The organism is Flavobacterium beibuense F44-8, assembly GCF_000769915.1.
Classification (GTDB): Bacteria; Bacteroidota; Bacteroidia; order Flavobacteriales; family Flavobacteriaceae; genus Flavobacterium; species Flavobacterium beibuense.
Genome location: NZ_JRLV01000010.1, coordinates 20,684 through 34,857 on the forward strand (window position 1 = coordinate 20,684; position 14,174 = coordinate 34,857).

11 protein-coding genes are annotated in these 14,174 nt (G+C 36.4%); 1 reads left to right on the forward strand and 10 read right to left on the reverse strand.

The features are described 5' to 3' along the window. Positions 1-118: 118 nt before the first annotated feature. From Q763_RS10180 to Q763_RS10225, 10 genes are all read right to left on the reverse strand, one after another. Positions 119-445 (reverse strand): nucleotide pyrophosphohydrolase, encoded by a 327-nt coding sequence (locus Q763_RS10180; RefSeq protein ID WP_035133884.1) that lies wholly within the window; start codon positions 443-445, stop codon positions 119-121. Position 446: 1 nt separating this feature from the next. Further along, on the reverse strand, positions 447-2,387 hold the full coding sequence (locus Q763_RS10185; protein WP_035133887.1) for a DUF3857 domain-containing protein: 1,941 nt from the start codon (positions 2,385-2,387) through the stop codon (positions 447-449). A 2-nt stretch (positions 2,388-2,389) separates the two neighbouring features. Then, entirely contained in the window at positions 2,390-4,405 is a 2,016-nt protein-coding gene (locus Q763_RS10190) for a DUF3857 domain-containing protein (protein ID WP_035133889.1), read from the reverse strand. Further along, positions 4,406-6,421 carry a DUF3857 domain-containing protein gene (locus Q763_RS10195; RefSeq protein WP_035133891.1) on the reverse strand — a complete coding sequence of 672 codons (2,016 nt, stop codon included), beginning with the start codon at positions 6,419-6,421 and terminating at the stop codon, positions 4,406-4,408. A gap of 40 nt (positions 6,422-6,461) precedes the next feature. Further along, complete coding sequence (locus Q763_RS10200) at positions 6,462-8,363, reverse strand: DUF3857 domain-containing protein (protein ID WP_035134138.1); 1,902 nt, start codon at positions 8,361-8,363, stop codon at positions 6,462-6,464. Positions 8,364-8,412: 49 nt separating this feature from the next. Continuing rightward, on the reverse strand, positions 8,413-8,865 hold the full coding sequence (dtd, locus tag Q763_RS10205) for a D-aminoacyl-tRNA deacylase (RefSeq protein WP_035133893.1): 453 nt from the start codon (positions 8,863-8,865) through the stop codon (positions 8,413-8,415). After that, positions 8,865-9,836 carry a ribosome small subunit-dependent GTPase A gene (rsgA, locus tag Q763_RS10210; protein ID WP_035133895.1) on the reverse strand — a complete coding sequence of 324 codons (972 nt, stop codon included), beginning with the start codon at positions 9,834-9,836 and terminating at the stop codon, positions 8,865-8,867. The genes dtd and rsgA overlap by 1 nt, the downstream gene beginning before the upstream one ends. A gap of 35 nt (positions 9,837-9,871) precedes the next feature. Further along, the gene (locus Q763_RS10215) at positions 9,872-10,960 is read right to left on the reverse strand and encodes a bifunctional 3-deoxy-7-phosphoheptulonate synthase/chorismate mutase type II (RefSeq protein ID WP_035134139.1); all 1,089 of its coding nucleotides are present in this window, start codon (positions 10,958-10,960) and stop codon (positions 9,872-9,874) included. Between the two features lie 63 nt (positions 10,961-11,023). After that, positions 11,024-12,169, reverse strand: a complete 1,146-nt coding sequence (locus Q763_RS10220) for a pyridoxal phosphate-dependent aminotransferase (RefSeq protein WP_035133897.1) — start codon at positions 12,167-12,169, stop codon at positions 11,024-11,026. After that, positions 12,166-12,993: a prephenate dehydratase gene (locus tag Q763_RS10225; RefSeq protein ID WP_035133899.1), complete on the reverse strand. Its 828-nt coding sequence runs from the start codon at positions 12,991-12,993 to the stop codon at positions 12,166-12,168. The genes Q763_RS10220 and Q763_RS10225 overlap by 4 nt, the downstream gene beginning before the upstream one ends. A gap of 284 nt (positions 12,994-13,277) precedes the next feature. On the opposite strand from Q763_RS10225, the gene gldA reads away from it, so the two are divergent. Then, positions 13,278-14,174: a gliding motility-associated ABC transporter ATP-binding subunit GldA gene (gene gldA, locus Q763_RS10230; protein ID WP_035133900.1), complete on the forward strand. Its 897-nt coding sequence runs from the start codon at positions 13,278-13,280 to the stop codon at positions 14,172-14,174.

The following is a 14,174-nucleotide window of genomic DNA, read 5'->3' on the forward strand; positions in this document are numbered from 1 at the left end:
CGTCAATAAGGACAAGAATGACAGCAAGTGGAAAATAGATAACTATACCCCCTATAAAATGTGCTATTTTGTTTTTTATACTCATATTAGGTTTGTAACAACTCAAAAATAAGAAATTTTACTTTAGCTTTTCATTATTATGATGACGATCGTGATCGCGTTTGGTTTTAAGGTCCATTTTTTTATCAAAAGCAGCCTGTAGGTCTACTCCTGTTTGGTTTGCAAGGCACAGCACTACAAAAACAACATCGGCCAGCTCTTCACCTAAATCCTTATTTTTATCGCTCTCTTTTTCACTTTGCTCCCCATAACGTCGTGCAATAATCCTTGCTACCTCTCCTACCTCTTCGGTAAGCTGCGCCATATTGGTTAGTTCATTAAAATAACGAACACCGTGTTCCTTTATCCAGTTATCAACTTCCTGCTGTGCGTTTTTAATATCCATTTTATATTTTTTTAAGTACTATTTTTTCTGCCTGTTTACTAACAATATTAGCAGTATATTCTTTAAGGCCATTGTAATATTCTGCACCAACACTAGAATAGTTAATACTATTTACCATAACAACCTGTATTTGATTTTCTTCCTGAGCTATTCTAAAAGCGAAAGAACTAATATTATCTACCATTGTAAAACGGGCCGCTTTTGGCAGCGATTCCACTTGATAGCCTTCGGGAATTGTAAGTACAAAAGTAAACCTTACAGCTTTAGGATATGTAAAATTTACAGGATATAATCTTTTATCTTCCTTGAACGGATTTTCAGTATCAGCATAAAATAATAGCGGCGAAACATAAATCTTATCGCCAATCACCTCAGCATTTTTAGCTGTAAAACCAAAATTAACCTCAGCTTCTTTACCGTCTTTAAACTCAAAATCACTTATCTCAATATCTCCTATCCTTTTTTCTGTCTGTCTTATATGTTGCTCTTCATTAATATCGGCATATTTCTCTCTGTACTTTATTGCATTGTAGTCGTAATACCTAATACTGCTTTTACCTGTCACAGTACCATCTGCATTTATTTGAGCGGTTAGATAAACACTTTCTCTTGAGTTATCTGTAGGATTAAGCCTTACTTCTTTATCCGTCTTATCTTCCCTTAACAACCTACCATAACCATTTAAATCATTAAGAGGCAACAATCCCGGTTCAGCATATTTACTAGTCGCATCCATAAGCACTACTTCATCTCCAAACTCCACCCCTGCAATTACATAATTAAATGCATAAACACTAATATATGAGGCAACACCATTATCCCTCGTACTTATAATTACCGGACTCGCCTTAAGACCTGCATATTTTAACATTGCAGTAAGCATAAGATTAATCTCTCCTGAGTTACCCGAACGTTCATCATAGGCTTTTTTAACACTTTCCCAACTCGTTAAACCATACCTACCAGTCCAGGACATTCTGCTCTTTACATAATTAAAAACAGTTTCCATTTTTTTCCTTTCATCAGTAATGCCTGATATAAGAGCCTCAATATCATCCTTAAAATAAGACGTCTTTCTAAGTTCATCACCAAAATCATCTTCCATATATAACACTTTGGCTACCGACTCCCAATTTGAGGCAAATTTTGTTACCTTATCATTCATGTTTCTACTTTCGGAAAGTTCATGTTTCACAAAAAGCAGATAATTATCAACATTATCTATGTAGGCTTCTGTTTTAAAGGCAGGCAAATCTTTCACCACATACTCCTGGGCAACCTCATGCAAATTAATTTTAGCATGCCTGTCTATTATAGTACGCTTAACAATATCGGTTTTTTCCTCTACAGGATAATACGAATTAATTATACGATTATAGGAAAAAAACTGAGGGATATTTAGATTATATTGAACATAGTTTACCGGAATTCTGTCCTGAAAAAACCAGTCTGCAAGGCTATAAATATAAGGTGACTTAACGATATACCTATATTCAATTACAGAACCCGCCTTTACATCAGGAAGAATTATTTTTTTCTGTCTTCTGGTCTTACTAAGCTCATCTGTAAATTCTTCACCTTTCTTTAAAGATGTTTTTTGTATTTCTCCGTCAACAAGATTGTAAGTCACGGCATCCTTAAAAGTAACCGATTCTCCACTTACTCTTTTGTAATAATAAGGCACAGCAACATTTGCCCAATCGTACCCCTCTTTACTATAAATTTTAACCCTTACCTCTACTTCGGTAAAAACAACCCATTTTTCATTTTCTATATCAAAATAGGTTTTCCCTTTTTTATATAAGACAGCTGCTTCTGCAGAGGGATCCAGAGGATGCTCTTTCTCCATCAGTTCTTCTTTAGATACTTTACCTAACCTAAAATCGCCGGCAAAAACAGTACAGGCAAAACTCACAAACAGCAAGGTGAATATATTTCTCATAACTAATCTTTTATCAATACTATTTTCTCTGTTTGCTTTTTAACCAAATCACCATAAAATGCTTTTAAGTCCTTATAGTATTCAGGGTTAATCCTGGCATACTTAACATCTTCCTGAGCTATAATTTGTATTTGATTATTTTGATTTACAGCCACTACAAACTTATAAGAAACAAAATCGTCTTGTGTGCCTAACGCTATTGATTCGGGCAACGACTCTACTTTATACCCCTCAGGAATGTTTATGGTTATAGCATATCTTTCCTGATGCGGATATAAAATATCAATAGGATAAACCCTTTCTTCCTGTTTAAAAGGATTTTGGGTCATCCCCAGCATAAGCATAGGAGAAAAATACATTTTATCACCTGCTACATCTACGTCACTTGTAAACGACACCTCTTCTACTACTGCCTTATCAACCTCATTAACATTTGACGCACTATATTCTTCAACCCTGATACCATATCTGTTTTCCAGCCCTCTGATTTTATCATCCTCAGAGGTATTACCTTTTTCTTCTCTGTAAATTAAAGCTTCATAGTCAAAATACTGCTTTTTCATGTTACCAGCTATTTGCCCATCAGCATTAAGTGAAGCTATCAGCATAACATTTACTCTGGATTTTTTTTCGGGCATCAAACTGATTTCCTTTGCCTTCAAATCATCAGTAATCATCCTACCAAAAACATTAAGGGTTCTTACCGGAACCACATCAATACCTGCATTTTTACTTGTAGCATCCAGAAGCACTACTTTACCGGGTAATTGTGCCCCTGCAATAACATAGTTAAACTCGTTTCTGTTTACAAAAGCCACGTGCCCGTTATCTCTGGTGCTTAAAAGAATTGGATTAGCATTTACACGGGCATACTTAAGCATGGAAACCAGCATAAGGTTTATATCGGCAGAATTTCCTGTTCTGCTCTCATATGCTCTTTTTAAATTCCCTGTACACAAATACGATTTATCTCCGTTCCATGCCATTTTATTTTTTACATAATCAAAAATAATCTCTACTTTTTTTTCATCGTTAGTTACTCCTTTCAATAGAGCATCAATATCTTCACTGTAGTAAGACTGATTTTCAATTTGTTTTCCAAAACCCTCATCCTCATATATTTTGGCCGCAACAGTATCCCAGTCTGAAGCATATTTCTTTTCAGCTTCTCCAGGCATTTGTGAACTGGATAACTGATGCTTTACAAAAGACCTGTAGTTATTAATATTATCAACAAACACCTCATTCTTTAAAGCAGGAACATTTTCGGCTTTATAGATATACACATTTTCGATAAATGTTAATGATGCCTTTTCTGATTTGTTGGACCCGCTTGATGTTCCATAAACACCTTTCCCTACCGATGTGCTGTATTCTCTATAGGCATTTCTGGTTTTTTTATCCTGTTCTAAAGGAAAGTAAGGACTTAATATCCTGCTGTAAACAAAACATTGTGGCACTCCAAACTCAACCTCTGATTTTTTAACCGGAATATCACTTTGAAAGTACCAGTTTGGCAGACTCGCTATATAAGGTGTTTTTTTAATGTATCTATACTCAATAACACTACCTTCCTTAACATTAGGAAAAGCTACTTTTTTAACTCTCCATTTTTTATTTATCTCTTCGTCAAAAACGCCATCATCCTTAATTTTAGTTTTATCAACCTTTCCGTCTGTCAAATTATAAACAACAAGATCTGAAAATTCAACACTTTCACTGTTTACCCCATCAACATAATAACTCACACCTTCATTAGCATAACCATAGCCGTCTTTACTATAAACTTTGAGTCTCACAAAAACATCGGTTACTATAATCCATTTTCCCTGACTATTAAAATCAAAAGAAATCTCTCCTTTTTCATACAGTATAGCTGCAGGAGCATCAGTATCATAAGGACATGCTTTTTCTTCCAACTCTTTTTCAGACACCTTACCCGGCTTATAGTTTTGAGCAAATAAAGTAGCTGTAGTTAACAACAATAATAAAACACTTATTTGTTTTCCTATTTTCATTTATATCTTTTTTGTAAGTACAATTTTTTCGGCCTGCTTTTCTACCATTTTTTGGTAAAAACCTTTAAGCACAGTATAATATGCTGGTGAAACAGATGCATAATTTATATCAGAAATAGCCATAAGCTGTATTTGATTGTTTTGTGCCTGTATGGTAAATTTAAACGACCCTATATTATCTTCCATAGCCAAAGCAATAGACTCAGGTAATGACTCTACAATATATCCGTCAGGGATTTTTAAATTAATCATATATCTGTATTGTGTAGGAAAAACAAAATCTATTGGATACTCTCTTTTTTCCTGTTTAAAAGGATTTTCGTCATCAGTAAAAAACAGTAATGGGTTAATATAAATTTTATCTCCAATTACATCTGTAACATTATTGTGTGTAAAATTAAATTCTTCTGTTACCGGCTTACTAAATTCATCATACACTACAGTGTAGTCATTAATCTCAATACCGTTATATCTTTCTTCCAGTTTTTCAAGATAACTATCTTCATTTGTACCACTATATGCTTCCCTAAACAAGTAGGCATGATAATCATAATACTGATCTCTTGCTTTACCCGATATGACTCCGTCTTCTGCTATTTCTCCCATTATTGTAATATTCTCCTTGGAGTTAAACTGAGGCAGCATATTTATCGCAACCGAAGTCCCGTCTTTCTTTATCAGCCTTCCCTCCCAGTTAAGCGACCTTATAGGTCTTATATTAGGCAGTGCAGATTTTGAACTCGCATCAAGAAGCACAAAGCCTCCCTGTAGCTCAACAGATGCAATCACATAATTAAAAGCTGACCTGTTAGGGAATAGTGCTATTTTAGATGATCTGGTAGTTACCAATACCGGATTAGCTTCTAAACCGGCATAATTTAGCATTGCTGTAAGCATTAAGTTAATTTCTGCAATGTTACCGGTTTTACTTTTATAAGCCTGCTTAACCCCATCATGACAACTATATCCGTAATAGTCATTCCAGTTCATCCTGTCTCTTACATAAGTAAATATAATAGCTAATTTTTCTTCAGGCAAAGTAACACCTGCTATAAGAGCATCAACATCATCTTCAAAATAATTTGTTTTTTTAAGCTCTCCTCCAAAATTATCATTCTTATAAATAGTTTTAGCCAGGTCTTCCCATGTATGAGAGTATGACTTTACGGTCTCGTTAGGGTATTGTGTCATGGTAAGCTCATGCTCAATACTACTGGTATAATTATCTATATTATTAACAAAACGCTCTCCTTTTAACATTGGAGCATTCTCTATAATATAGGTTACAACATTTTCAAAATAGTTAATTTCATTGTTAGAAAAACCGGTTTTACTAGCGTTAAAACCCTGTCCTCCACTCCTGTTTTTTGATGTGTAAGTAAACTTTTTATTATTCTTTGTCCTGTTAACCTTAGGTACAAGGTACCCCCTAAACACAGGATTAAAAGTATAATATTCTGGTATCCTGGTTGTATATTCAGAATAGTTTACCGGGATAGACTCCTGAAATCTCCACTCAGGAAAAACACTGGTAAAAGGAGATCTTATTTCATAATGATACTCTACAATGCTTCCCTCTTTTACATCGGGCATCATTATTTTTTTCTGTCTGTAAAATTTACTTAGTTCTTCATCAAACTCACCTTCTCTTTTTAACTTCGTTTTTTCAACTTTACCGTCTATCAGGTTATATGTTGCCGCTTTATTAAAATCAACAGACTCATCTCCGTTATCAGAGTGATAATAACTTACAGCTTTATTTGCCCAATCATACCCATCTTTGGTGTAAATCTTTATTTTCATATCAACTTCAGTAACTAAAGTAAAACCTTCATTCTCTGAAAGCTCCATATAGGTTTCCCCTCTTGAAAATAATATTGCTGCCGGCGCTGTAGAGTCTGACGGATGTCTTTTTTGAGCCAGCTCTTCTTTAGTTACTTTTCCAAGCTCATATTTTTGAGCATAGGTACTATGGCCCGCTAAAAGCAGGAACATAAAAAATTTGAAAATCTTCATAGTTGTAAGGTTTGGTTTTGATTTGGTTCGGTTTGTGTTTTTATTGTTTTAGTAGTACTACTTTTGCATTATCATTACGGCTTATTTTTTCCCTAAACTGCCTGTACAGGTCGTAATCTGATTTTTCATACATACCTTTGTTAATTACAAGAGTTCTCTTATATACAAGTTTATTTCCCTCAACAAGATTACACTCTGCCTTGTATTCTCCAAATTTCTCTTTAATATCTACAGCATTAGGCATAGCCTCTATAGTATACCCTTCAGGCAGGGTTATAACAACCTCATCATTGTCACAATAACCACGCAAAATTTCAAAAGGATTATATCTCTTGCGGTAGCGTTGCGGCACATTATCATTTTGATTAAAAGCATTAACCGCAAATATTAACCTTTGCCCGCTAAGGCTTGCATAGCTATTTGCCTCAAGCTCTAACACTTCTGTAAACTCAGCATCATTACGATTATTGGAAAGCTGAATTTTATTGAGTTTAAGATTATTGATATTGCTAAAATAACTGGACTTATAAATTTTATCCAAATCATCCTGTGATTTTCCCTCAAGATGGTACTTATTATTGTATTGTATACCTTTTGAGACTACAGTAAGATTTCCTGTTATTTTTCCGTCATCAGAAAGTATATAGTTTCCTTTTAAAAACTGTGTATTCTCTTCCTTTTCATAGACATGAGTACGCATTAGCTCACCTTTTTCAGGTGTGATAACCAAAGCCATTCTGTCATCGGTAAAATTACCCTGAAACGCAAACGGAACAACCTGACTGGTACATTCCAGCCATATCATTTCGTCATTGTTTGGGATTGCAAGTATCATATGATTACCCTGCATAGAAACAAAATCATCTGTTATATCTTTTTTACCCGGGTCACCATATATAACTGTACAGTAAGACTCAACTCCAACTTCTTTTAATAAAGCTCTGGTATAATTTGAAAGCGCTTTACAATCACCATACCCCAGCCTGTCTACATCTTTAGCCAGCATAGGTCTCCACCCGCCAATACCAAGCTGAATACTAACATAACGGGTTTTATCCTGAACGTACTTATATACTATTCTTGCCTTTTTTAACCTGTCGGTCTCTGTACCAACTAATTCTTTTATTTTCACTTTAGTCTCATCAGGAAGCTCATCAGTCCCTACAAGCAAATTATTATAATACCATGATCCAAAAGAAGCCCAGTCTGAAAACTCACCGTCTACCCCTTCAAGGTGGATACTGGTTAATGAAAACATTACTTTTGGCATAACAGAAGAATATGGAGTATAGGCTTCCGATTTGATTGCAGGAACATTTCCACATGTTAGTTTAAGCAAACCTTCCTGCTCCTCTTTAGTTATTGTAATATCATTAGTGTTATATTCCTTATATCGAAACCCAAGACCGGGATCATAGGCAATACTATACTCTGACTTCTCTACCGAGGTAAAAAGTCCTTCAACAGGAACCCAAGGAGAGATAAAAACTGTATTTATGGTTTCTACTTCACTTTCATAAACCACAGTAAAAGGATATTGCACCGGAGTATAATCAAGATACAGTACTTTATTATCTGTAATCCCTGCACCCTGGGATACCGAAGTCATTTTAAAATCTTTTTTCTTAATTTTCTTTATCTCACTCCCTGCCGAATTATATATTACAGCCTGTAAGGATTTAATTTTTTCAGAATCGGAAAAATATTCATAAAAACCTGCGCTTTCAAATCCTGTTTCGTTTAAAAAAGTAATCGCTTTTTTCTTACTAACTTTCATGGATTTACGTGAAGAAATCTCAACATTTGTAGTGTTTAAACGCACAACGGCGTTTGCATGTTCTTTTAACTCTGAAGGAATAGAAAATGCAGATAGATTTTCCTGAGCTTTAATATTATAACAAAAGAACAGTAGTAGTAAAGGTGTGTAAATTCTTAAAAACATTTTGTTAAAACTTTTATCCAAAAATAACCGTTTTTAACAAAACAGAAAATTATTCTTTGTTTTTTGAATCAATCAAAATAGTTACAGGACCATCATTTACAAGAGCAACTTTCATATCGGCTCCAAATTCACCTGTTTGAATAACCTTACCTGTTTCCTGTTGTAACGTTTTAACAAAGTCTTCATATAGCGGAATTGCCACATCTGGCTTAGCTGCTTTTATATACGACGGACGATTTCCTTTTTTTGTTGCAGCATGTAACGTAAACTGACTTACAACTATAATATCCCCATCAGCTTCGGTAACACTTAGGTTCATCACTCCGTTATCATCGCCAAAAATCCTGAGCTTTGCTATTTTGGCACACAACCAGTTTATATCTTCATTAGTGTCTGCACCCTCAACACCTACAAGTATTAATAGCCCTTTTTGAATATCGGCAGTTATCCTGCCCTCTATGGTTACAGATGCTTCGCTTACTCTTTGTATTACTACTCTCATTATTCCTGATTATCACTGGCACGACCATCGCCATAAATATCGGTTCGGTAATTCTCGTCTTCTCCATCCAGCATTTGCAGATAACTCTTATAACGTGACCAGGATATCTCATCATTTTCCAGAGCATCTTTAACGGCACAATAAGGTTCATCCTTATGCAGGCAGTTGTTAAACTTACATTGATCCTTAAGAGCAAAAAACTCCGGAAAGTAATCACCCAGTTCATCCCTCTCCATGTCTACTATACCAAAACCTCTTATACCCGGAGTATCTATTATTTTGGCATCAAAATCAAGCTCAAACATTTCGGCAAAGGTAGTAGTGTGCTGCCCTTGGCTGTGTTGTTCGGATATTTCTTTTGTTTTAAGGTTTAGAGAAGGCTGTAACTTATTAATAAGTGTTGATTTACCAACTCCCGAATGACCGGAAAACATATTTACATTTCCTTTCATCATTTCCTTAAGTTCATCAATACCTTTATTCTCGGTAGCCGAAACTCTTAAACATTTATAACCTATACTGCTGTATATGTATTGCAGGTAAAGCTGTTCGTCTAACATCTCTTCGGTAAAAGTATCTATCTTATTAAAAACAATTACTGCTTCAATACCATAAGCTTCTGCCGTTACTAAAAAACGATCTATAAAACTGGTTGTGGTAACAGGGTTATTTACGGTTACCAGCAGAAAAAGCTTATCTATATTAGAAGCGATGATATGTACCTGCTTAGAAAGGTTTACCGATTTACGAATGATATAATTTTTTCGTTCGTGGATATTATGAATCAGTCCTGTAGTATCATCTGAAGTTTCATCAAGTTCAAAATCTACCAAATCACCTACTGCCACCGGATTGGTACTTTTAATTCCTTTAATACGGAATTTACCCTTAATACGGCATTCATAAAAGTCGCCGGCTTCCGTTTTAACGGTATACCAGCTTCCGGTAGATTTATAAACAAGTCCTGTCATTCGGCAAAGATAAATATTTTAACTCCATGAGTTTATTAATCCTTTCTATTTATCACATTTTGCTGATGACTAATACTTTCATCATGTATCGCCTTAAATATGCTCATAATAAAATCTTCACTTAATCCCTTCTCATTACCCTGTACAATCATCTTGTCAAGTATCTCTACCCAACGTTTATTTTGAAGTACGGCTACATTCCTGTCTTTTTTAAGCTGACCTATCTCATCGGCTATCTTCATTCTCTTTGCCAGCACATCTATTATTTTAGAATCCAGTTCATCAATATTAAGCCTAAACTTATTCATTTTCACTGTAAACTCATCTTCGGTATCGGTTTCCTTCCTAACTTTTAAATCCTTACATATTTGCTTAAGGGCAGTAGGGGTTACCTGCTGTGCCGCATCACTCCATGCATTATCCGGGTCAATATGAGTTTCAATTATAAGTCCGTCATAGTTAAGATCAAGTGCCTTTTGGGAAACATCCTGTATCATATCCCTTTTACCGGTAATATGTGACGGATCGCAAATAAGCGGCAGGTCGGGAAAACGGTTTTGAAGCTCAATTGCCAGTTGCCATTCGGGTATATTTCTGTATTTTGTTTTTTCGTAAGTAGAGAATCCTCTGTGAATAACACCCAGTTTTTTAATCCCTGCATTATGCAGTCGTTCTACCGCTCCTATCCATAAAGCCAAATCAGGATTTACCGGATTTTTAACCAACACAATCTTATCTGTATTTTTTAATGCATCGGCAATTTCCTGAACTGCAAACGGGTTAACTGTAGTACGTGCCCCAATCCATAGCACATCAATATTATGCTCTAAGGCTAACTGAACATGGGTAGCATTAGCAACCTCTACAGCCATGGGTAGCCCGGTTTCGGCTTTAGCCCTTTGCAGCCATTTAAGTCCTATGGCACCAACACCTTCAAATCCTCCGGGACGGGTTCTGGGTTTCCATATACCTGCCCTGAAAAAACTGGCGTCAGAATCTTTAAGTTCGTGTGCAATTTTAAGCACCTGTTCTTCTGTTTCGGCACTGCAGGGACCTGCTATTAAAAGTGGATGTGACAGGTTTAAATCATCGAGCCACGTTCTCATTAATATATCGTTTTCCATTATTACAACTCTGTACAGCACAAGGCTGTTTTAATATTTTACAAATTTAACTTATTACTTTTACTAAAGGCGCTGTATGGCCTCACTAATTTGGCTTTCGTTTACACACAGTGAGAACCTTATATAGCCTTCTCCAGCCGAGCCGAAAACCGTACCGGGTGTTATAAAGATATCCTTACCGTAAAGTACCTCATCAATATAGGCTTCTGCCGAAGCTACCTCTTCGGGTAATTTAGCCCAAACGAACAATCCTGCAGAATCGGTTTTATAGGTACATCCCAGCTTTTCGGCCATTTCATATATAAGCTCACGTCTTTTACCATAGGTTTCATTAAGCATGGAAAACCAGCCCGAATCACTGTTAAGCGCAGCTACCGCACCCTTTTGTATACCATAAAACATACCGCTATCCATGTTACTTTTAACTTTTAATACCGAGACTATCAAATCAGGATTGCCGGAAATCATTCCTACACGCCATCCGGCCATATTGAATGTTTTACTGAGAGAGTTTAACTCCAGTGCAACATCTTTTGCTCCCTCTACCTGAAAAACTGAAAGCGGACTATCATTAAGCACAAAGCTGTAAGGGTTATCGTTTACTATTAAGAAATCGTGCTTTTTAGCCAGTGCCACCAGTTTTTCAAACATGGTACGACTACCTTTAGCTCCTGTTGGCATATGCGGATAATTGGTCCACATAATTTTTACCCTGCTCCAGTCTGTCTCATCGAGAGCATCAAAGTCGGGTTCCCAATTATTCTGTTCACTTAACGTATAAAATACAGGCTGTGCTCCCACCAAGCGGGTTGCCGAAATATAAGTAGGATACCCCGGGTTTGGTATTAGCACCTTATCTCCTTCATTCAAAAAAGCCATGGAAACATGCATTATTCCTTCCTTCGACCCCATTAACGGTAAAATCTCTGTTGCCGGATTCAGTTCAACATCAAAATGCCTGCTGTAAAATCGCGCCATGCTTTCCCTTAGTTCAGGCAACCCCTGATAGCTTTGATATTCATGTGCAAAACTATCGTTCACTGCATTACTCATCGCTGTAATTACCTGTGGCGATGGCGGTAAATCAGGACTACCAATTCCCATATTAATAACCTTTTTCCCCTGGGCAACCATTTGTCTCACTTCTCTTAATTTGCCGGAAAAGTAATACTCCTGTATATGTTCCAGCCTTTGTGCCTGTGCTATCATACTTTTCCGTTTTTATATTCGCCTAATACTTTAAATTGTATGGTCATTATCTCTAATACCGATTTTGCCTTTTCATAATCTCCGTAATCGTTAAAAACCATATCGGCAAAAAACGAGTACTGAAAAGGCTTCTCGATTATCGGCATTGATTGTATTTTGGTTAGATTGAGTTTACAGTCGTTAATCACATTAAGTACCGTTGCAAGGCTGCCGGGAGTATCGTTTAACTCAAACTTCACCGACACCTTACTAACCTCATCCTTATTTACCGGATTGTATGCCGACTGTAAAACCACAAACCTTGTTTTATTATTTTTTATAGTGTGAATGGACTGTGCCAGTATATCCAAATCAAAAAATTGCGCAGCCATAGACCCCGCTACCGCTGCTATACCTTTTAACTGTTTTTCGTTTATGCGCTGGGCGGTTTCGGCGGTATCAACACTTTCCACCAGTTTTATATGCGGATACCTACTAAAAAAATCAGCACACTGCAGTAAAGCTATAGGGTGTGAATGCACCTCTTTAATATCTTTAATTGTCTGCCCCTTTAATGCCATGAGATTCATGTTAATATCAAGGTAATACTCTCCTGTAATGCATAGGTTATTCCTGTCTATAAGTGCATAGTTTGGAATAATGGAACCTGCTATGGAATTTTCGAGCGCCATTACAGCATGCCGGGACTTTTGGCTTACCACACTGGTAACCAAATCAGGAAACGTCATACACTCATCAAACAAAATATCGTTACCAAAATAAGCCATAGCGACCTGATGATGAAATGACCCTTTAATGCCTTGGATTGCGATTTTTCTTTTCATATATATCCAAAAAAAATCCCGACGGTTAGGTCGGGATCTGTATATCAATTTAAATTCTAAATGATTATTTTAATACAATACAATCCCGCCCCTCTCTGTTAAAGAAGAAATAAAAATAAGCGTTAAAGAAGTTTGTATTGAACATCTTTGGGATTGTTTCCTGCTAAAATAGGAAATTTTTCTTTTCAAAATACACATTAGTAAAAATTAATCATCATAAAATTGGAACCTGCGGCGTTATCATATTGTTTTCTTATTATTTTTGTTCCAAATACAGGTAAATTATGTCTATAGAAGTTAAGGATATCTCTAAGAGCTATGGTGCACAAAAGGCACTTAATAATGTTTCATTTTCTGTAAAGAAGGGAGAGATAGTAGGTTTCCTTGGCCCTAACGGTGCCGGAAAATCTACCCTTATGAAAATCCTTACCACTTTCCTTATTGCCGATGAAGGCACAGCAAGTGTAAACGGACATGATGTTACTGCCGAAGAGAAAGCGGTACAAAAATCGGTAGGTTACCTGCCGGAACATAACCCGCTTTACCTTGACCTGTATGTTAGGGAGTACCTGGCTTTTAATGCCGATGTTTATAAAGTTGCCAAATCCCGTATTGAGGACGTAATACAGCTTACCGGACTTACCCCTGAAGCACACAAAAAAATAGGTTCGCTTTCTAAAGGGTACCGTCAGCGTGTGGGGCTTGCTACCGCATTACTTCACGACCCTGAGGTACTGATACTGGATGAGCCTACTACAGGACTTGACCCTAACCAGCTTGTAGAAATACGCGACCTTATAAAGAATATAGGGAAAGACAAAACCGTTTTCCTATCTACACACATTATGCAGGAAGTGGAAGCTATTTGCGACCGCGTTATCATTATTAATAAGGGAGAGATTGTAACCGACAAAAAACTGAACAACCTTGTACAGGATTCTCAGCAGGTTATTGAAGTGGAATTTGATACTGCTGTAGAAGAAGCAAAGCTAAAAACGCTTGATAATCTTACAATCGCCAAAAACGTACAGGGACACATATGGGAACTTACGTTCTCTACGGATAAAGACATGCGCCCTGTAATTTTTGACTTTGCACAAAATAACGGCATCAAGACGTTACAACTTAATTTAAAGAACAGAAACTTAGAGTCTGTCTTCAGGGAAATGACTAAAAAGTAA

Excerpts from the sequence above, each read along its gene's own strand:
- Q763_RS10180 (WP_035133884.1), bottom strand. The coding sequence starts at position 445 with ATGGATATTAAAAACGCACAGCAGGAAGTTGATAACTGGATAAAGGAA.
- Q763_RS10185 (WP_035133887.1), bottom strand. The coding sequence starts at position 2,387 with ATGAGAAATATATTCACCTTGCTGTTTGTGAGTTTTGCCTGTACTGTT.
- Q763_RS10190 (WP_035133889.1), bottom strand. The coding sequence starts at position 4,405 with ATGAAAATAGGAAAACAAATAAGTGTTTTATTATTGTTGTTAACTACA.
- Q763_RS10195 (WP_035133891.1), bottom strand. The coding sequence starts at position 6,421 with ATGAAGATTTTCAAATTTTTTATGTTCCTGCTTTTAGCGGGCCATAGT.
- Q763_RS10200 (WP_035134138.1), bottom strand. The coding sequence starts at position 8,363 with ATGTTTTTAAGAATTTACACACCTTTACTACTACTGTTCTTTTGTTAT.
- dtd (WP_035133893.1), bottom strand. The coding sequence starts at position 8,865 with ATGAGAGTAGTAATACAAAGAGTAAGCGAAGCATCTGTAACCATAGAG.
- rsgA (WP_035133895.1), bottom strand. The coding sequence starts at position 9,836 with ATGACAGGACTTGTTTATAAATCTACCGGAAGCTGGTATACCGTTAAA.
- Q763_RS10215 (WP_035134139.1), bottom strand. The coding sequence starts at position 10,960 with ATGGAAAACGATATATTAATGAGAACGTGGCTCGATGATTTAAACCTG.
- Q763_RS10220 (WP_035133897.1), bottom strand. The coding sequence starts at position 12,169 with ATGATAGCACAGGCACAAAGGCTGGAACATATACAGGAGTATTACTTT.
- Q763_RS10225 (WP_035133899.1), bottom strand. The coding sequence starts at position 12,993 with ATGAAAAGAAAAATCGCAATCCAAGGCATTAAAGGGTCATTTCATCAT.
- gldA (WP_035133900.1), top strand. The coding sequence starts at position 13,278 with ATGTCTATAGAAGTTAAGGATATCTCTAAGAGCTATGGTGCACAAAAG.